The organism is Curtobacterium sp. SP.BCo (assembly GCF_051903265.1).
Classification (GTDB): domain Bacteria; phylum Actinomycetota; class Actinomycetes; order Actinomycetales; family Microbacteriaceae; genus Curtobacterium.
On the sequence record NZ_CP194337.1, the window covers coordinates 1,541,528 to 1,559,828 of the forward strand.

An 18,301-nucleotide genomic window follows, 5' to 3' on the forward strand; every position below is an offset into this window, starting at 1 on the left:
GTCAGACGCCGTAGTCGGCCGAGTAGCGGGCGAGCGCTTCCTCGATCGTGCCGTCGAGCTGCAGGAGCCCCTTGTCGAGGTAGAGCCCACGATCACAGAACCGTCGGAGGTCCTTGTCGCTGTGCGACACGAAGAAGAGCGTCCGGCCACCGGCGAGGAGCTCCTCGATCCGCTTGTAGCACTTCTCGCGGAACGCCTTGTCGCCGACCGCGAGCACCTCGTCCACGAGGATGACCGGTTCGTCGAGCCGCGAGATCACCGCGAACGCGATGCGGACCTTCATGCCGCTCGACAGGTGCTTGTACGGGGTGTCGACGAAGTCGCCGATCTCGGCGAAGTCGATGATCTCGTCGAAGGCATCGCGGATCTCGGCGCGCGACATGCCGTGCAGGCCGGCGGTCAGGTAGACGTTGTCGCGCACGGACAGGTCGCCGACGAACCCGCCGGTGATCTCGATCAGGGGCGCCACGCCGGCGCCGACGTGGACCCGGCCCTCGTCGGGGAGCATGACCTGGGCGACGAGCTTGAGCAGCGTCGACTTGCCCTGCCCGTTCCGGCCGACGACACCGATCGCCTCGCCCGGACGGACGTCGAAGGTGACGCCCCGCAGCGCCCAGAACTCGTCGGCACGCTTCCGGCGGTTGCTGCCCGCGAAGAGGTCCTTGAAGCTCCGGCTGGCACGTCGGTTGCGCTTGAACCGGATGCCGGCGTCACGCACCGAGATCACGGGGGCGACGGTCGCGGTGCGCCCGGTCTGCTCGGTGGCCGTCATCACAGCTCCTTCAGGACACGGTGCTCGCTGCGGCGGAACACGACCGTACCGATCACCAGGACGACCACGGTCACGACGACGGACACGGCGACCTCGAACCAATCGAGCTGCGAGGGGAAGAACGCCGAGCGGTAGATGCCGAAGATGCCGCTCAGGGGGTTGAACGCCGCCAGGTCGTGCAGCTTGTCGGGCAACGCCTGCGTGCTGTAGATGATCGGCGATGCGTAGAAGAGGAACCGCAGGACGAGCTTCACGGCGCGCTCGAGGTCACGGAAGAACACGACGAGCGGCGCGACGATGAGCCCGATGCCGTAGACCAGACCGCACTGCAGGACGATGGCGAGCGGGTAGAGCGCGATCTCCCAGTGCAGTCGGGCGCCGGTGGAGATCGCGAACACGGCCAGCACCGGCAGGCTCAGCAGGAACTCGATCCCTTTGGATGCATCGACCCGCGCGACCCAGATGCTCCGCGGGATCGTCGTCGAGCGGATGAGCTTCGTCTCACTGACGAACGCCCGTGTGGAGTCCGACACCGCGCCGGTGAACCACATCCACGGCAGCAGCGCGGACAGGAGGAACACGATGTACGGCTCCTCGCCCACCTTGCCGCGGTGGAACACCTGTGTGAAGACGAACCAGTAGATGGCCGACATCACGAGCGGGTCGAGGATCGACCAGAAGTACCCGAGCGCCGAGGTCGAGTACCGGACGCGGAGGTCCCGGGCGGTCAGCAGCCAGAGGGCATGACGATAGCGCCGGACCGCGCTCCTGGACGCCATCGGGGTGGCAGCCACGGGCGCGGTCGGCGCACTCGCTGTGGTCACGGTTTCCCTTCGGACGGAACCGCCGAGGGGGTCCTGATGCTGGCTCAGGCGAACAGGTTGTTCGCGCGCTCGAGGTCCTCGGCGAAGTCGATCTCGACGGCGTACAGGTCGGAGATGTCGATCGGGCTCCAGAGTAGCCCGTCCTCGGCGATGGCAGCCTCGATGCCGCCCTCGAAGTACTCCTGGTCGTCGACGCGACCGAGCTGACGGATCAGCGCCTGCTTGTCGTGCGAGGAGACGTAGTTGATGCCGACTGCCTCGCCCAGGCCACCGACGACCTGCTTCGAGAGCTTGTGGATGAAGCCCTCGGCGTCGACGGTGTACTTGACCTCTTCGTCGGAGACCTTGTCGGTGTTGACGCTGACGAACGAGCGGTCCTCGTCGATCATGTCGGCCGCGCGCACCAGGGCCCGCGGGTCGAAGACGACGTCGCCGTTCATCCAGAGCACGCCGCCCTTGCCCGTCGCTTTCAGCGCACGGAGCAGGCTCTTCGAGGTGTTCGTGGAGTCGTAGGACTCGTTGTAGACGAAGTTCGCCTCGGGGAAGGCCTCGACGATGTACTCCGACTTGTAGCCGACGACGATCGTCACGCGGGCGCTCGAGCCGAACGCGGCGCGGATGTTGTCGAACTGCTGCTGCATGATGGTGCGGCCGTCGCTGAGTTCGGTCAGCGGCTTCGGCAGGCTGCGGCCGAGCCGGCTGCCCATCCCCGCTGCGAGGATCACGATCTGCGTGGTCATGCTGGTCCCTTCTGGTGTCCGCCCGCGCGCCATCGGGCACGGGCGGGCCTGGTCGAGTCTGCTCGCAGAACGTCCGGATTGCCCGTGAAGCACGCTGTCTCTGCGGTCTTTCGCAGGGAAGGGCGACACGGAAACGGCCGTACGAGCAGGTTTCCAAGTGGTGAACACTTCGTCGTGCCCTGGTGAATGATACGGAACGTCCCCCCGTCGGGGTACGCCCTCGACCGCTTCGTGCTCAATTCGTGACACTGCGACGGGCGGTCCGCCACTGTGCGGACAGCGTTGGTACGGTTGGGCCGTGGCAGCAGGAGCAACGGATGACGAGGACGTGTACAGCACGTCGGACGCTGCCTGGCTGACCGAGGCGGAGGACACCGACGCCGAGCAGGACGACGCCACCGCGGTGCAGGGAACCGCTGATGACGACATGGGGGACGGGGATGCGCGCGACGCCTCCGATGAGGACGCGATGACCGACGACACGACGGTCACGGACACGGACACCGGAACGGACACGGACACCGGGACGAGCACCGACGCTCGGGACGGCGCAGCGCCGACCGCGGCTCGGCCCGCCGCCGCGTCGACGGCGTCGACGACCACGGGCCGCCGCCCGGCCAAGCCGCGCGGCGGCAAGGGACGCGCCACCCGGCCGACGCAGACGGCCTCGACGGCCGGCACCGTGCCTCCCGGAAGCACCGGGACGGGCGCAGCCGGGACGACCGTGGCCGGGACGGACACGGCCGGGCCGACCGCGGCCGGGACGACCGCGGCCGGGACGGACGAGACCAGCAGGCCCAGCGCGACCACCAAGGCCAACGCGGACACGACCAGCGCGGACACGACCAGCACGACCGCCGCCGACGCGCCCAAGGCGACGAAGAAGCGCCCGACCGGCACGAAGCGCCCCGCGCCCGGCCAGAAGCAGCCGCAGCAGCCCGTCGTGCTGCGAGCGAGCGGGCTCGTCAAGCGCTACGGCCAGACCCTCGCCGTCGACGAGGTCGACCTCGAGATCCGGCAGGGTTCGATCTTCGGCGTCGTCGGACCGAACGGCGCCGGCAAGACGACGACCCTCTCGATCGTGACCGGCCTGCTCCGCCCCGACGCGGGCTCGGTCACCGTGCTCGACCACGACGTCTGGGCAGACCCGACCGCCGCGAAGCGCGACCTCGGTGTCCTGCCCGACCGCCTCCGGCTGTTCGACCGCCTCACCGGCGCGCAGCTGCTCTACTACTCGGCGACCCTCCGCGGGCTCGACGGTGCCACCGCGCGGAAGCGCAGCGCCGACCTCGCCGAGGCGTTCGGTCTCGGCGAGGCGCTCGGTCGCCAGGTCGCGGACTACTCCGTCGGCATGGCGAAGAAGATCGCCCTCGCAGCGACGCTCATCCACTCGCCGCGGGTGCTCGTGCTCGACGAGCCGTTCGAGTCGGTCGACCCGGTGAGCGCCGCGACCATCACCGAGATCCTCCGTCGCTACACGCGCGGGGGCGGCACGGTGGTGCTCTCCAGCCACTCGATGGAGCTCGTGCAGCGCACCTGTGACTCCGTCGCCATCATCGTCGGCGGGCGGGTCCTCGCCTCCGGCACGATGGCGCAGGTCCGCGGGCGCAAGAGCCTCGAGGACAAGTTCGTCGAACTCGCGGGCGGCCGCGTCGTGGCAGAGAGCATGGAATGGTTGCACAGCTTCTCCGGCTGAGGGCCGACCTGCTCGCGGGCGAGGTCCGCGGCAGCGCCCGCCGGTCCGTGCTCGTCGTGCTCGGCAGCCTCGCCGGTCTGGTCGCCGCGGTGTTCGTCGCGATCGAGGTCGTGGGCCTCCGTGCCGCGACGCCCGACGTCGCGCGTGCGGTCATCGTGCCGGTCGGCACCCTCATCGCCTTCGCCTTCACGGTGGTCCCGCTCGTCGTCGGGCGCAGCGACCAGTTCGACCCGCGCCGCTTCACCGTGTTCGGGATCGACCGCCGTGACCTGGCGGTGGGTCTCGGTGTCGCCGGACTCGTCGGGGTCCCCGTGGTCGCGGTCGCGATCGTGGCCGTGGCGCAGTCCGTCGCGTGGATGCGTGGCGCGGGCTCCGGGGTGCTCGGTGTGGTCGGCGGACTCCTCGCCCTCGCCACCTGCGCGCTGCTCATCCGGGTCGGTTGCGCGGTCGGCGCGGCGTTGATCGGGCCGCACCGGTCCCGGGACGCCGGCTGGCTCGTCGCCCTGGTGATCGTGGTGCTCGGCATCCCGACGCTGTCGCTGCTGCTCCGTGTCGACTGGCTCGACCCCTCCGGCGCCGAGATGCAGCGCATCGCGGACGTCGCCGGTTGGACCCCGTGGGGTGCGGCGTGGGCGGTCCCCGCCGACGTGGCCGCAGGGCTGGTCGGCGAGGGCATCGTGAAGCTGCTGATCGCGGTCGTGGTGGTGGCGCTGCTCGGCTGGGCGTGGTGGGCGGTCGTCGGGCGTGCGCTCGAGAGCGTGGACGGTCGTGCCACCGCTCGCCGGTACCGCGGGCTCGGCTGGTTCGACCGGCTCGGGTCCACCCCGGTCGGCGCCGTCGCGGCCCGGGCCCTCACCTACTGGGTGCGGGACCCGCGGTACCGCGCGTCGTACCTCATCATCGTGTTCGTCCCCGTGGTCGTCATCCCGCTCGGCGTCGCCGGCGTCCCGTGGCACTGGACGGCCCTGGTGCCGCTGCCGCTGATGGCGCTCATCGCCGGGTTCCTGCCGCACAACGACGTCTCGTACGACAACACCGCCGTGTGGCTGCACGTCGCCTCGGGAGCTCCGGGCTGGAGCGACCGTCTGGGCCGCCTCGTGCCGGTGCTCGCCGTCGGCGTGCCCGCGATCGTCCTCGGGTCGTGGCTGTCCGCGTGGTTGTTCGGCGACTCGACGGCGTTCCCGTTGCTGATCGGCGTCAGTGCGAGTGCGCTGTTGTCCGGGCTCGGCCTGTCCAGCGTGGTGTCCGTGCTCCTGCCGTACCCGACCGTCCGCCCGGGCGACCACCCGTTCCAGCAGCCGCAGGCCGCCGGTGCGCTGGCGTCGGTCGCGCAGTCCGTGATGGTCCTCGGGATCCTGGTCTGCTCGGTGCCGGCCGCGTGGCTCGCCGTCCTCGCGTTCACGGACGGACCCGAGCCGTGGAACGTCCTGACGCTGGTCATCGGCGTGCTGGTGGGAGTCGTGGTGCTCGCTGCGGGCGTGGTCGTCGGCGGTCGGCTGTTCGACCGGCACGGACCGGACCTGCTGGCGGCGGCACAGCGCAACTGACGCGACCCGACCCGACCGCCGCGAGGCGCGCGCACCGGGCGCCACCGCAGAAGGCCCGGAGGCGCGTGGCGGCCCCGTCCCGCGCCTCCAGGCCGTCGCGGCGCACGCCGCATCGTCGTACCCTGGACCCATGAGCATGACGGAACCCGGTGGCGGCCTCGACGTGATGGACCGCGAGCTCGAGAAGCTCCTCGAAGAGGAAGCGATCGAGCCCGGCGACCACGAGCGGTTCTCGCACTACGTCAAGAAGGACAAGATCCTGCAGTCCGCCCTCACCGGCAAGCCCGTGAAGGCGCTGTGCGGCAAGAAGTGGATCCCCGGTCGTGACCCCGAGAAGTTCCCGGTGTGCCCAGACTGCAAGGCGATCTACGAGAAGATGAAGGCCGAGTGACCCGGGTCAGATGACCAGCGTCGGGATCGCGGGGTCTCCGCGGCCGATGCGCGCCGCGTCCGCCGGCAACTCCGCCTTCGCGAGCTTGTGGTGTGCGCGAGCGGCCTCGACGCCGTGCGCCCCGAGGAACGCCGGATCGACCTCGCCGTTCGACACCACCGGGACGAGCAGGGGACGCTCGTCCGGGCCGACCTGACCGGTGGTGAGGACCACCTCGGCCGTCGCGATGCCGTTCCGGAGCCGACGGCCGGCTTCCTTCCGCCCGCCCAGCGACGCCTTGTCGGCCGACTTCTTCGCGACCGGGACCCAGTCGCCGCCGTCCTCCTTGTGCGCGACGAGCTTGAAGACCATGCCGGCGGCGGGGTGCCCCGAGCCCGAGACCACGCTCGTGCCGACGCCGTAGGAGTCGACCGGCGCCGCCCGCAGTGCCGCGATCGTGTACTCGTCGAGGTCGTTCGTCACCGTGATCTTGGTGCCGGTCGCACCGAGCCGGTCGAGCTGCGCCCGCACGCTCGCCACGACCGACGGCAGGTCACCGGAGTCGATGCGGACGGCGCCGAGCCTGCCGTCCGTCAGACGCACGGCGGTGTCCACCGCGGCCTCGATGTCGTACGTGTCGACGAGCAACGTGGTGCCCGTGCCGAGCGCGTCGAGCTGCGACCGGAACGCCGCCTCCTCCGAGTCGTGCAGCAGCGTGAAGGCGTGCGCGGCGGTCCCCATCGTCGGGATGCCCCAGGTGCGGCCGGCCTCGAGGTTGCTCGTCGCGCCGAAGCCGGCGATGTACGCCGCCCGTGCGGCGGCCACCGCGTTCCACTCGCCCGTGCGGCGCGATCCCATCTCGGCGAGCGGGCGCTTGTCCGCCGCCGAGACCATGCGCGCAGCGGCGCTCGCGATGGCGGAGTCGGCGTTGAAGATGCTCAGTGCGAGGGTCTCGAGGACGACGGCTTCGGCGAAGGTGCCCTCGATCTGGAGCACGGGGGAGTTCGGGAAGAAGACCTCGCCCTCGCGGTAGGCGCGGACGTCGCCGGTGAAGCGGTAGTCGGCCAGGTAGGCGGCCGTCCCGGCGTCGATGACGTCGCGGTCCCGGAGGAAGCCGATCTCCTCGTCGCCGAAGCGGAAGTCCGTGAGGGCCGTGAGGAACCGGCCGAGGCCGGCGGCCACCCCGTAGCGGCGGCCGTCGGGGAGCCGCCGGGCGAAGACCTCGAAGACGCACCGGCGGTCGGCGGTGCCGTCCTTGAGTGCGGCGTCGACCATGGTCAGTTCGTACTGGTCCGTGAGGAGCGCGCTGGTCACCTCTCCGACACTACTGTCGCGGCGGTGCCGGGGTGCGGATTGCGGTGGGGTGCGGTGCGCGGGCGGGCGGGCGCGGGTGCGGGTTTTGTGGGTGGGTGCGGGTGTTGTGGGTGGGTGCGGGGGCGGGTGTTGTGGGTGGGTGGTTGCGTGCGTGCGTGCGTGCGTGCGGGTGCGGGCTGGGCGTCGTCGCTTCGCGAGCGGGCGATTCCTGCTGCGCGCACGGCCCGTGCTTCCCCGTTTTCGCCCGCTCGGGCACGGGGGCGCTGGAGGCGACCGCCTGGAGGAGCCGCGCCCACTCCTGTGGCCGCCCCGTGCCTCCAGGCGGTCGCGACGAACCTCACCTGACGCGAGCGGGCGGAATCGGCCGCGCGGACGCGCCGTGGGCGACAGATTCCGTTCGCTCGGTGCGATGGGCGTCGAGCACTGCGGGACGGGCGGCGCCGGACGGCGCCGAGCGGGCGGATCTGGTCCCTTGCTCGGCCCGGGTGCATCCGGTTTCGCCCGCTCGCGGCCACGGTGACGGACTGGAGGCGTGGCGCTGCTTTCGGGCCCGGGTCGCGCCTCCAGGCGGTCGGCGCCGACCCCCTTGACGCGAGCGGGCGGAATCGGTCGGCAGACGGAGCCGAGCGGGACGGGTTTCGCCCGCTCGCGGCCACCATGACGGACTGGAGGCGCGGCGCCACTCCTAGGGCTGGGTCGCCCCTCCAGGCGGTCGCCGGGGACACGACGCGTCCGAGCGGGCGGAATCGGCTGGATCGCGGAGCTGGGCGGCACGGGTTCCGCCCGCTCGCGAGCGGGTGGCTGGTCGGCGCGGACCCCTGACGCGAGCGGGCGGAATCGGCTGGCTGGCCGGGGCGAGCGGCACGGGTTCCGCCCGCTCGCGGCCACGATGACGGACTGGAGGCGCGGCGTCACTCCCAGGGACCGGGTCGCGTCTCCAAGCTGGTCGGCGTGGACCCACCTGCCGCGAGCGGGCGGAATCGGCTGGGTCGAGGGGCTGGGCGCGACGGGTTCCGCCCGCTCGCGGACGGACGTGCCCACAGAGGGCTGCTACCAGCCAGCACCGGCACGCACCCGCACCCGCACGGGCGGACGCCACGGGCGGCGGGCGTCGGTACGCTTGGGGGCGTGACGGATGCACCGATCGGAGTCTTCGACAGCGGGGTCGGCGGACTCACGGTGGCCCGCGCGATCATCGACCAGCTGCCGCGGGAGAGCATCCGGTACGTCGGGGACACCCTGCACTCGCCGTACGGCCCGAAGCCCATCGCCGACGTCCGCCGGTACGCGCTCGAGGTGATGGACGACCTCGTCGAGCAGGGGGTCAAGGCCCTCGTGATCGCGTGCAACACCGCCTCGAGTGCGGTGCTCCGGGACGCCCGGGAACGGTACGAGCAGGCGTACGGCATCCCCGTCGTCGAGGTCATCCAGCCGGCCGCCCGCGCCGCCGTGAAGCAGACGCGCACGGGCCGCATCGGCGTGATCGGCACGGTCGGCACGATCGCGTCCCGCTCGTACGAGGACGCCTTCGCGGTGGCGTCGGACGTCACCCTGACCCTCGCGGCGTGCCCGCGCTTCGTCGAGTTCGTCGAGGCCGGCGACACCTCCTCGCCGGAGCTCCGCACCGTCGCCGAGCAGTACCTGGCGCCGGTGCGCGCAGCCGACGTCGACACCCTGGTGCTCGGCTGCACCCACTACCCGCTCATGTCCGCAGCCGTCCAGTACGTGATGGGCCCGGACGTCACCCTCGTCTCCAGCGCCGAGGAGACCGCGAACGACGTGTACCGGCGCCTCGTCGAGCACGGACTCGAACGCACCGCCCCCGAACCGCCGACCTACGCGTTCGAGGCGACCGGCGACGACAAGAACGGTTTCATCCGACTCGCCCGACGCTTCCTCGGCCCCGAGGTCTCCAGCGTCGGCCACCTCCAGACCGGGGCCATCACGCTGCCCCGCATCGAAAGGACCCCATGAGCGACACGCTCCGCACCGACGGCCGCACCGCGACCGACCACCGTCCCGTCACGATCGAGCGGGGGTGGAGCACGCAGGCCGAGGGCAGCGCGCTCATCTCGTTCGGCAACACCAAGGTGCTCTGCACCGCGTCGTTCACGAACGGCGTCCCACGCTGGCTCGCCGGCAAGGGCACCGGGTGGGTCACCGCCGAGTACTCGATGCTGCCCCGGTCCACGAACGAGCGCATGCAGCGCGAGTCGATCAAGGGCAAGGTCGGCGGTCGCACGCACGAGATCTCCCGCTTGATCGGCCGGTCGCTCCGCGCCGTGGTGGACACCAAGGCGCTCGGCGAGAACACCCTCGTCATCGACTGCGACGTCCTGCAGGCCGACGGCGGCACCCGCACGGCGTCGATCACGGGCGCGTACGTGGCGATGGCCGACGCGATCGAGTGGGGCCGCGACAAGGGCTTCATCGCGAAGAAGGCGACCCCGCTCACCGACAGCGTGCAGGCGATCTCGGTCGGCATCGTCAAGGGTGAGCCGATGCTCGACCTGGCCTACACCGAGGACTCGGCGGCCGACACCGACATGAACATCGTCACGACCGGGTCGGGCACGTTCATCGAGGTGCAGGGCACGGCGGAGCACGCGCCGTTCGACCGCGACGAGCTGAACACGCTGCTCGACCTCGGTCTGGCCGGCAACCGGTCCCTCGCCGCGATCCAGAAGACCGCGCTGGGGCTGGCGTGACCTCCGGCACCGTCGTCCTCGCGACCCACAACCAGGGCAAGGTCGTCGAGCTCCGCGAGATCCTCGGCGATGCCCTCGGCGGCGTGGAGCTGCAGGCGTACGACGGTCCTGAGCCGGTCGAGGACGGCGACACCTACGCCGCGAACGCCCTCATCAAGGCCCGCGCAGCCGTCGCGCACACGGGACTGCCCGCGCTCGCCGACGACTCCGGCATCGCGGTGGACGCCCTCGACGGTGCGCCCGGCATCCACTCGGCCCGGTACGCCGGCACCCGCGTGGACGCGGACAACATCGCCTTGCTGCTGCGGAACCTCGAGGGCATGGTCGAGCGCACGGCGGCCTTCGTCTGCGCTGCGGCGTTCGTGACGCCCGACGGTACGGAGCACGTGTTCGAGGCGGTGTGGAACGGCGAGGTGACGACCGAGCCGATCGGGGACGGCGGGCACGGGTACGACCCGGTGTTCCGGCCGGACGACGCCGACCGGACCTCGGCGGAGCTCACCCGTGACGAGAAGAACGCGCTGAGCCACCGGTCGAAGGCCTTCCGGGGGATCGCACCGATCGTGCGGGAGTACTTCGGCGCCTGACGCGGCGATCCGCGGGCTGCGACGCGCGGCCTGCGGCCCGGCGTCCGCCGCGGGCTGCGGGCTGCGGGCTGCGGGGTGCGAGCGAGGCTCGGCGTACGCGGCGAACGGACGGGAGGCGCGGTGCCAGCTGGCACCGCGCCTCCCGTCCGTCGGTAGGACCGGACCGGTCAGCGGAGCGGTTCGGTCCCCGTCCCGGCTTCCTCCGCGCGCTTCGCCTTGCGCGCGTTCCGGAAGTAGGTCAGCGCCATCGGCACCACCGTGACGACGACCGCGGCGAGCAGGATGATGTCGATGTACTCGCGGACGATGTGCGCCACGAAGGGGATGTGGCCGATGAAGTACCCGAGGAACGTCACGCCGACGCCCCAGATCACGGCGCCGATCGCGTTGTACAGCGAGTACTTCTTGTAGTTCATGCGCCCGACGCCCGCCGCGATCGGCAGGAACGTCCGGACCACCGGCACGAAGCGGGCGAGGATGACCGCGAGGGGACCGAACCGGTGGAAGAAGGCGTTGGTGCGGTCGACGTTCGCCTTGGAGAACAGCCCGCTCTCCTTGCGTTCGAAGATCGGCGGGCCGGCCTTCTTGCCGATGTAGTAGCCGAGTTCGCCACCGAGGAACGCGGACGCGGCGATCATCAGCGCCGCGATCCAGACCGGGATGCCGCCGATCTCGCCGCCCCGGTCGAAGGCGAAGAGGCCCGTGATCACGAGCAGGCTGTCGCCCGGGAAGATGAACCCGACGAGCAGCCCGGTCTCGGCGAAGATGATGGCGCACACCACGAACACGGCGATCGCGCCGAAGTTGTCGAGGATGTACTGCGGATCCAGCCAGGGGATCAGGGCGAGTGCGACGGAGTGCATGGTTCTTCCGGTCGTGGTGGCGGGGTCACGGGGAGGACTCCCGCGTGTCGAGGGTACCGTCCGCGGGTTGCGGCCCCATCCCTCGCGGGTATGACTTCGCCGGAGGGTGCGGGCATCGTGCGGTGAACCGTGCGGAAGGAGGGACTCGAACCCTCACGCCTGGGGCACAGGAACCTAAATCCTGCGTGTCTACCGATTCCACCACTCCCGCGAGCAGCGGCAGTCTACCGAGCGTGGGTCGACGGACCGACGTGACCCGTGCCTCCCGGCCGGCGCACCGACGCGCGTCAGCGCAACCGGCGGGGGAGGTACCGCGGGACGTAGCGCAGCAGGATGCCGGCACCGACCAGCCCGAGGACCCCCATAACGCCGCTGGCCACCGCGATCGACGCGACGGCCGTCACCCCGGAGATGAGGAGCGGCGCGGCTGCCTGCCCGAAGTCGCCGGTGAACCGCCACGCACCGAGGAACGGCGCCGGGTGGTCCCGTGGCGCCAGGTCGGCACCGAGCGTCATGAGGATCCCGGAACCGACGCCGTTCGCGAGGGACATCCCCATCGCGATCGCGACGAACCAGCCGACCCGCGCGTCGAGGTGGCCGCTCCAGGCGAGGAGGAAGTAGCTGACGCTCAGCCCGAGCATGCACGGCAGCGCGCTCGCCAGTCGACCCCAGCGGTCCATGATCTGCCCGCTCGTGTAGAACAGCGCGAAGTCGATCGCGCCGGCGATGCCGATCACGAGGGCCGCGGTCGAGTCGTCGAGGCCGACGCTCACGGCCCAGAGCGGCAGGATGACCTGGCGTCCGGCGCGGAGTGCGCCGATCAGGCCGGCGCCGCTGCCGAGTCGCAGCAGGACGGCCCGGTTCGCGCGGATGGTGCGGAAGAGGCCGTGCGCCTCCTGCTGCACGAACTGCGCGCCGGTGTCGGTGGGCGGCTCGGTGGGGTGCGACGGGTGCGACGGTTTCGTTGCGTCCGGCGCGGTCGCGTTCGTCACGTCCGGTGCGTTCGTCGCGTCGTCCGTCGTCGGCCGGGAGGCGCGGGGCGGCCTGCGGAAGCCGCGTGCGCCCGTCGCGGGGTCGCGCAGGACGAGGAGCACCACGGCTGCCAGCAGGCAGCAGACGACGTGGATCCAGAAGGCGCTCTGCGTGGTGCCGGTCAGGTGCACGACGGCGGCGGCGATGAACGGACCGACGAAGTAGCCGAAGCGGAACACCCCGCCGAGGCTGGAGAGCGCGCGGGCCCGGATGTGCAGCGGGATCGCCGTCGTCATGTACGCGTGCCGGGCCAGAGCGAAGACCGCGGTGGAGACACCGACGAGGAACACCCCGAGCGCGAGGACCCAGGCGTTCGGCGCGACGGTGCAGACCAGCAGCCCGACGACGGACAGCACGGCGGCGCCGATCATCGCGTTCCGCTCCCCGATGCGCGCGACGACGACACCGGAGGGCACGTCGCCGATGAGCTCCCCGACGAGGATGAGCGCCGCGACGAACCCCGCGAACGCCAGGCTCGCACCGAGGGAGCTCGCCGCGATCGGGATGATCGGGATGATCGCGCCCTCACCGATCGCGAAGAGCGCCGCGGGCAGGAAGCCGGACAGCAGGACCGCCCGGAAGTCGAAGGCAGGGGTCTCGGAGGTCATCGCTCCGGCAACGCTACGCCTCGAGCCCGCGCGCGATGCGCTTACCCTGGAGGAATGCGAGTTCTTGCAGCGATGAGCGGTGGTGTCGACTCGGCGGTGGCCGCTGCCCGGGCCGTCGACGCCGGACACGACGTGGTCGGCGTGCACCTCGCCCTGAGTCGGATGCCCGGCACGCTCCGGACCGGCAGCCGCGGCTGCTGCACGATCGAGGACTCGATGGACGCCCAGCGCGCCGCGTCCGCGCTCGGCATCCCGTACTACGTGTGGGACTTCTCGGCCCGGTTCAAGGAGGACGTGGTCGACGACTTCGTGGCCGAGTACCAGGCCGGTCGCACCCCGAACCCGTGCATGCGGTGCAACGAGCGGATCAAGTTCGCGGCGCTGCTCGAGAAGGCGCTCGCCCTCGGGTTCGACGCCGTCTGCACCGGTCACTACGCGTCGATCGTCACCGGCCCGGACGGTGCCCGTGAGCTGCACCGGTCGGCCGCGTGGGCGAAGGACCAGTCCTACGTGCTCGGCGTCCTGACCGCCGAGCAGCTCCAGCACGCGATGTTCCCGCTCGGGGCCACCCCCTCGAAGGACGAGGTCCGGGCCGAGGCCGCCGCCCGTGGTCTCACGGTCGCGCAGAAGCCGGACTCGTACGACATCTGCTTCATCCCGGACGGCGACACCCGGGGCTGGCTCGCCGACCGGGTCGGCACCGCTCCCGGCGACGTGGTCGAGCGGGACGGCACGGTCGTCGGCGCGCACGAGGGCGCGACGGGCTTCACCGTGGGGCAGCGCCGCGGGCTCGCGCTCGGCCGCCCGGCGCCGGACGGCAAGCCCCGATTCGTGCTCGAGATCCGTCCGAAGGAGAACACCGTCGTGGTGGGTCCGAAGGAAGCGCTCGACGTGACGTCGATGTCGGGGTCACGGTTCACCTGGGCCGGTACCGCCCCGGCCGACGCGTCCGTGCCGTTCGCGTGCGACGTGCAGATCCGGGCGCACGCCGACCCCGTCCCCGCCACCGCACGCGTCGCGGACGGACAGCTCGTCATCGACGTCGACGAGCCGCTCTCGGGCGTCGCGCCCGGCCAGACCGCGGTGGTCTACGTCGGCACCCGGGTGCTCGGGCAGTGCACGATCGACGCGACGGTGTCGGCGGTGCCCTCCACCGTCTGACGTTGTGGGTCGGTGGTTCACGGTAGAACTGATGCCATGAGCGACACGACGTTCGAGACCCTGGCCCCGTCCGATCTCGACGCGGCCCAGGCGCAGCGGGAGGTCGACCGGCTGCGGACCCGGATCAACGAGCTCCGCGACCAGTACTACGAGGGCAACGGCTCGACGGCGTCCGACGGTGACTACGACGCCCTCGTGCACCGACTCGACGCGATCGAGCAGCGCTTCCCGGACCTCCTCACCGACGACAGCCCGACGCAGACGGTCGGCGGCCAGGCACAGACGGTCCAGTTCGCGCCGGTCGAGCACGCCGAGCGGATGCTGAGCCTCGACAACGTCTTCAGCCCCGAAGAACTCACCGACTGGGCGATCAAGGTCCAGCGCGACGCCGGTGCCGAACGCGTCCGGTTCCTCACCGAGCTGAAGATCGACGGACTCGCGATCAACCTGCGCTACGAGAACGGCCGGCTCGTGTCGGCGGCGACCCGTGGTGACGGTGTGGTGGGCGAGGACGTCACCGGCAACGTCCGCACGATGGGCACGATCCCGGACCGGCTGTCGGGAACGGGCCACCCGCCCCTGGTCGAGGTCCGCGGCGAGATCTTCTTCCCGGTCGAGCAGTTCGACGAGCTCAACGCCAAGCAGCGCGACGCGGGGGAGCGTGTCTTCGCGAACCCGCGGAACGCCGCCGCCGGGTCCCTCCGGCAGAAGGAGGAGGGCAAGTCCGAGGCGAAGCGCGAGCTCATGGTGGACCGGCTGCGTCGTCTCCGGATGCTCGTGCACGGGATCGGCGCCTGGCCGGTCCGCGAGCTCGAGCGCGACACCGACGTCCACGCCCAGTCCGAGGTGTACGAGCTGCTGCAGTCGTGGGGCCTGCCGACGAGTTCGCACTACCGGGTGTTCGACTCCATCGACGAGGTCCTCGGCTTCGTGCGGGACTACGGCGAGCGGCGCGCGTCCGTCGAGCACCAGATCGACGGCATCGTCATCAAGGTCGACGACCTCGCCCTCCACGAGGAACTCGGGTCGACCTCGCGCGCTCCCCGCTGGGCGATCGCCTACAAGTACCCGCCGGAAGAGGTCCACACGAAGCTCCTCGACGTGGTCGTCAGCGTCGGTCGCACCGGCCGGGCGACCCCGTTCGCGGTGATGGCCCCGGCCGAGGTCGCCGGATCGGTCGTGCGGCAGGCGACCCTGCACAACCAGCAGGTCGTCAAGGCGAAGGGCGTCCTCATCGGCGACACCGTCGTCCTCCGCAAGGCCGGCGACGTCATCCCCGAGGTCCTCGGCCCGGTCGTCGACCTCCGCGACGGCAGCGAGCGCGAGTTCGTCATGCCGGTCGACTGCCCGGAGTGCGGCACCCCGCTCGCCCCGGCGAAGGAGGGCGACATCGACCTCCGCTGCCCGAACGCGGAGAGCTGCCCGGCGCAGGTCCGTGGGCGGGTCGAGCACATCGCGTCCCGGGGTTCGCTCGACATCGAGGGGCTCGGCGAGGTCGCCGCGGCCGCGCTCACCCAGCCGCTGCACCCCGAGCAGCCGCCGCTCCAGACCGAGGCCGGACTGTTCGACCTGACGATGGAGGACATCGTCCCGATCGAGGTGATCGTCCGCGACGCCGAGACCGGGATGGAGAAGACCACCGACGACGGCGCCCCGAAGCGGGTCACCCCGTTCAGCAGGGCACGCAAGAAGACCGACCCGCCGTTCGACGCGGACGCCCGTGGTGCGGCGTACACCGGCGAGCCGAGCCGTTACCCGTCGAAGAACGCCTTCGAGATGCTCGCGAACATCGACGCCGCGAAGACCAAGCCGCTGTGGCGGATCATGGTCGGTCTGAGCATCCGGCACGTCGGCCCGGTCGCGGCCCGTGCGCTGGCGAACCACTTCGGCTCGCTGGACGCGATCCGATCCGCGTCGCGGGAGGAACTCGCAGCTGTCGACGGCGTCGGCGGCATCATCGCCGACGCCCTGCTCGCCTGGTTCGAGGTGGACTGGCACCGCGAGATCATCGACCGCTGGACGGCGGCGGGCGTGCAGTTCACGACCCCCGGCCACCCCGGCCCCGGCGCCGCGAGTGACGACGGCGGGGTCCTCAGCGGGCTCACCGTGGTCGCGACCGGCTCACTCGAGGGGTACAGCCGCGAGGGTGCGCAGGAGGCGATCATCGCCGCGGGGGGCAAGGCGGCCTCGAGCGTGAGCAAGAAGACCGACTTCGTGGCGGCCGGTCCCGGTGCCGGGTCGAAGCTGACGAAGGCAGAGCAACTCGGCGTGCGGATCATCGACGCCGAGCAGTTCCGGCTGCTCGTGACCGAGGGTCCCGGGGCACTCGGCGAGCCCGAGGCCGACACGCCCGAGAGCTGAGGAGTACTCCGGAGCACGTCGAGCGCCCGTCCGCACGCCGCGGCGCGCCTGTCGACGCACCCAGTTCAGGGGTCAAGTTGCATCCCGCACACCCTCGGAGGGCCATTCTCCTTACACTCGACAGAGCATCACCTGTCGCCTGCAGGGAGACGACAGGACGGCCTTCCCGGGGGAGACCCGATTGCTGCTCATCGCCGCGGCTCTGCTCACCGCCTCGATGCACTCGTTCGGAGTGGTCGAGGCCCCTGTGGTGCCCGCCTCCCACCCGGTCGTCGTCGCGTCGGCGGTCACGACCGTCCCTGAGGATGTGTCGGTGCTGCGGCCGGTCATGACCGGGGTACAGGGGACGGTCGACGAGGTCGCCGCGGCCCACGGTGCGACGTTCCTCGCGGACCTCGCCCACCTCGGCCGTGCCGAACTCCTGCGCGCGGGCGCGGACGGACGGGTGCTCGCCGCCGCCCAGGACACCCCGCCGTCGACCGCCACGGTCGCCGCGTGGTGGGCCGGACTCGGCGACGACGAGCGCGACGCACTCGTGACGGACGCACCCTCCGTCGTCGGCAACCTCGACGGCGTCCCGTACGCCGTCCGGGACCGGGCGAACCGTGCCGTGCTCGCGGCGGGCCTGGCGGACGGTGCCACCTCGGCTGCCCGGACGGCGATGCTCGGGCAGGTCGACCGGGCGCTCGACCACGAGGCCGGCGCCCCCGACCGCTTCCTCATCACGCTCGACACCCGCGGATCGGGTCGTGCGGCGATCGCGATCGGTGACCTCGCCACCGCGGCCGACGTCACCGTGGTCGTGCCGGGGATGTTCTTCACGGTCACCGGGCAGATGGCCGACTTCACGAACACCGCGAACGACCTGTACAGCGAGCAGGCCACCCTCGCCGGGGTCGCCGCGCCGGGCTCGGGGAGCGGCGTCGCCGTCGTGGCCTGGATGGGCTACCGGACGCCGGACCTGTCGAACATCCTGTCGCTCCAGCTCGCGAAGACCGGAGCCGCGCGACTCGAACGGGCCGTCGACGGGATCCGGCAGCTCCGACCCGGCACCGAACCGCGGCTCAACATCGTCGCGCACTCCTACGGGTCGACCACCGCGCTGATGGCGCTGTCCTCCGGTCGGATGCGCGCAGACACCCTCACGGTGCTCGGCTCGCCGGGGAGCGACGTGGCGAACGCGACGCAGTTGGCGGTCAGCTCCGGGCAGGTGTTCGTGGGCGACGCGCACAGCGACCCGATCGCCGGGTCCGGCTACTTCGGCACCGATCCGGGGTCCGCCTCGTTCGGCTCGACCGTCCTCGACCTCGCCGGCGGGACGGACGCGCAGGACGCGGACGACGTCTTCCGCCGGCCGGTCGGGCACAACGACTACCTCAAGCCGGGGACGGCGTCGCTCCACGACGTGGCGCTCATCGCGGTGGGGCGCGGCGACCTCGTCCGCGAGGAGATCCGCCGTGGCGAGGGTGGTCGGGACGGTCTGCCGCAGGCGTCACCGGACATGTACCTCGTGCGCCCGCAGGACCTCCAGCCGCGCGACTGAGCCTCCGGGTCACGTCCGGGCGTCCGGTCGGCCGGGCGTCTGGGCGTCTGGGCGTCCGGGCGTCTGGGCGTCCGGCCACCGGGGCCGGTCCGGTCCCGTCGGGCCGGAGCCTGGACGGCAACCTGAACGCCGACGCAGCCCCGACTCGTTCCACGGCAGAACGAGTACAGCACGC

At 71.6% G+C, this 18,301-nt stretch carries 15 protein-coding genes and 1 tRNA gene; 9 read left to right on the forward strand and 7 right to left on the reverse strand.

Features of this window, described 5'->3' with window-relative positions:
* Position 1: 1 nt before the first annotated feature.
* From ACRQ4B_RS07440 to ACRQ4B_RS07450, 3 genes are all read right to left on the reverse strand, one after another.
* Complete coding sequence (locus ACRQ4B_RS07440; protein WP_439694054.1) at positions 2-772, reverse strand: ABC transporter ATP-binding protein; 771 nt, start codon at positions 770-772, stop codon at positions 2-4.
* Entirely contained in the window at positions 772-1,551 is a 780-nt protein-coding gene (locus ACRQ4B_RS07445) for an ABC transporter permease (RefSeq protein WP_439694367.1), read from the reverse strand. The genes ACRQ4B_RS07440 and ACRQ4B_RS07445 overlap by 1 nt, the downstream gene beginning before the upstream one ends.
* Positions 1,552-1,640: 89 nt before the next feature.
* Entirely contained in the window at positions 1,641-2,336 is a 696-nt protein-coding gene (locus ACRQ4B_RS07450; protein WP_439694055.1) for an NTP transferase domain-containing protein, read from the reverse strand.
* Between the two features lie 298 nt (positions 2,337-2,634).
* Here ACRQ4B_RS07450 and ACRQ4B_RS07455 point away from each other — a divergent pair, with 298 nt between their 5' ends.
* The 3 genes from ACRQ4B_RS07455 to ACRQ4B_RS07465 all read left to right on the forward strand — a co-directional run bounded on the left by ACRQ4B_RS07455 (position 2,635) and on the right by ACRQ4B_RS07465 (position 5,970).
* Positions 2,635-4,032, forward strand: coding sequence for an ABC transporter ATP-binding protein (locus ACRQ4B_RS07455; protein WP_439694056.1), 1,398 nt, complete (start codon positions 2,635-2,637; stop codon positions 4,030-4,032).
* Complete coding sequence (locus tag ACRQ4B_RS07460) at positions 4,008-5,579, forward strand: ABC transporter permease (RefSeq protein ID WP_439694057.1); 1,572 nt, start codon at positions 4,008-4,010, stop codon at positions 5,577-5,579. Before ACRQ4B_RS07455 ends, ACRQ4B_RS07460 begins: the two co-directional genes overlap by 25 nt.
* Positions 5,580-5,709: 130 nt before the next feature.
* Positions 5,710-5,970, forward strand: a complete 261-nt coding sequence (locus ACRQ4B_RS07465) for a DUF3039 domain-containing protein (protein ID WP_092384164.1) — start codon at positions 5,710-5,712, stop codon at positions 5,968-5,970.
* A gap of 6 nt (positions 5,971-5,976) precedes the next feature.
* Here ACRQ4B_RS07465 and ACRQ4B_RS07470 read toward each other — a convergent pair whose 3' ends face one another.
* Entirely contained in the window at positions 5,977-7,263 is a 1,287-nt protein-coding gene (locus tag ACRQ4B_RS07470; RefSeq protein ID WP_439694058.1) for a nicotinate phosphoribosyltransferase, read from the reverse strand.
* A gap of 1,128 nt (positions 7,264-8,391) precedes the next feature.
* Here ACRQ4B_RS07470 and murI point away from each other — a divergent pair.
* The 3 genes from murI to rdgB are packed head-to-tail and all read left to right on the forward strand — an operon-like array spanning position 8,392 to position 10,558.
* Positions 8,392-9,237 carry a glutamate racemase gene (gene murI / locus ACRQ4B_RS07475; protein WP_439694059.1) on the forward strand — a complete coding sequence of 282 codons (846 nt, stop codon included), beginning with the start codon at positions 8,392-8,394 and terminating at the stop codon, positions 9,235-9,237.
* Positions 9,234-9,971, forward strand: coding sequence for a ribonuclease PH (rph, locus tag ACRQ4B_RS07480; RefSeq protein WP_439694060.1), 738 nt, complete (start codon positions 9,234-9,236; stop codon positions 9,969-9,971). The genes murI and rph overlap by 4 nt, the downstream gene beginning before the upstream one ends.
* Positions 9,968-10,558, forward strand: coding sequence for an RdgB/HAM1 family non-canonical purine NTP pyrophosphatase (rdgB, locus tag ACRQ4B_RS07485; RefSeq protein ID WP_439694061.1), 591 nt, complete (start codon positions 9,968-9,970; stop codon positions 10,556-10,558). Before rph ends, rdgB begins: the two co-directional genes overlap by 4 nt.
* Positions 10,559-10,725: 167 nt before the next feature.
* Here the strand turns inward: rdgB and ACRQ4B_RS07490 are convergent, their stop codons facing one another.
* From ACRQ4B_RS07490 to ACRQ4B_RS07500, 3 genes are all read right to left on the reverse strand, one after another.
* Positions 10,726-11,421 (reverse strand): DedA family protein, encoded by a 696-nt coding sequence (locus ACRQ4B_RS07490; protein ID WP_439694062.1) that lies wholly within the window; start codon positions 11,419-11,421, stop codon positions 10,726-10,728.
* A gap of 130 nt (positions 11,422-11,551) precedes the next feature.
* A tRNA-Leu gene (locus ACRQ4B_RS07495) sits at positions 11,552-11,632 on the reverse strand.
* 76 nt (positions 11,633-11,708) lie between these two features.
* On the reverse strand, positions 11,709-13,061 hold the full coding sequence (locus ACRQ4B_RS07500) for an MFS transporter (protein ID WP_439694063.1): 1,353 nt from the start codon (positions 13,059-13,061) through the stop codon (positions 11,709-11,711).
* Between the two features lie 54 nt (positions 13,062-13,115).
* Between ACRQ4B_RS07500 and mnmA the strand changes: the two genes are divergently transcribed.
* The 3 genes from mnmA to ACRQ4B_RS07515 all read left to right on the forward strand — a co-directional run bounded on the left by mnmA (position 13,116) and on the right by ACRQ4B_RS07515 (position 18,126).
* Complete coding sequence (gene mnmA, locus ACRQ4B_RS07505) at positions 13,116-14,222, forward strand: tRNA 2-thiouridine(34) synthase MnmA (RefSeq protein ID WP_439694064.1); 1,107 nt, start codon at positions 13,116-13,118, stop codon at positions 14,220-14,222.
* A 36-nt stretch (positions 14,223-14,258) separates the two neighbouring features.
* The gene (gene ligA, locus ACRQ4B_RS07510) at positions 14,259-16,583 is read left to right on the forward strand and encodes an NAD-dependent DNA ligase LigA (protein ID WP_439694065.1); all 2,325 of its coding nucleotides are present in this window, start codon (positions 14,259-14,261) and stop codon (positions 16,581-16,583) included.
* Between the two features lie 181 nt (positions 16,584-16,764).
* Positions 16,765-18,126 carry an alpha/beta hydrolase gene (locus ACRQ4B_RS07515; RefSeq protein WP_439694066.1) on the forward strand — a complete coding sequence of 454 codons (1,362 nt, stop codon included), beginning with the start codon at positions 16,765-16,767 and terminating at the stop codon, positions 18,124-18,126.
* Positions 18,127-18,301 lie beyond the last annotated feature (175 nt).

Excerpts from the sequence above, each read along its gene's own strand:
- rph (WP_439694060.1), top strand. The coding sequence starts at position 9,234 with ATGAGCGACACGCTCCGCACCGACGGCCGCACCGCGACCGACCACCGT.
- ACRQ4B_RS07490 (WP_439694062.1), bottom strand. The coding sequence starts at position 11,421 with ATGCACTCCGTCGCACTCGCCCTGATCCCCTGGCTGGATCCGCAGTAC.
- ACRQ4B_RS07450 (WP_439694055.1), bottom strand. The coding sequence starts at position 2,336 with ATGACCACGCAGATCGTGATCCTCGCAGCGGGGATGGGCAGCCGGCTC.
- ligA (WP_439694065.1), top strand. The coding sequence starts at position 14,259 with ATGAGCGACACGACGTTCGAGACCCTGGCCCCGTCCGATCTCGACGCG.
- ACRQ4B_RS07440 (WP_439694054.1), bottom strand. The coding sequence starts at position 772 with ATGACGGCCACCGAGCAGACCGGGCGCACCGCGACCGTCGCCCCCGTG.
- ACRQ4B_RS07445 (WP_439694367.1), bottom strand. The coding sequence starts at position 1,551 with ATGGCGTCCAGGAGCGCGGTCCGGCGCTATCGTCATGCCCTCTGGCTG.
- mnmA (WP_439694064.1), top strand. The coding sequence starts at position 13,116 with ATGCGAGTTCTTGCAGCGATGAGCGGTGGTGTCGACTCGGCGGTGGCC.
- ACRQ4B_RS07460 (WP_439694057.1), top strand. The coding sequence starts at position 4,008 with ATGGTTGCACAGCTTCTCCGGCTGAGGGCCGACCTGCTCGCGGGCGAG.
- ACRQ4B_RS07465 (WP_092384164.1), top strand. The coding sequence starts at position 5,710 with ATGAGCATGACGGAACCCGGTGGCGGCCTCGACGTGATGGACCGCGAG.
- ACRQ4B_RS07500 (WP_439694063.1), bottom strand. The coding sequence starts at position 13,061 with ATGACCTCCGAGACCCCTGCCTTCGACTTCCGGGCGGTCCTGCTGTCC.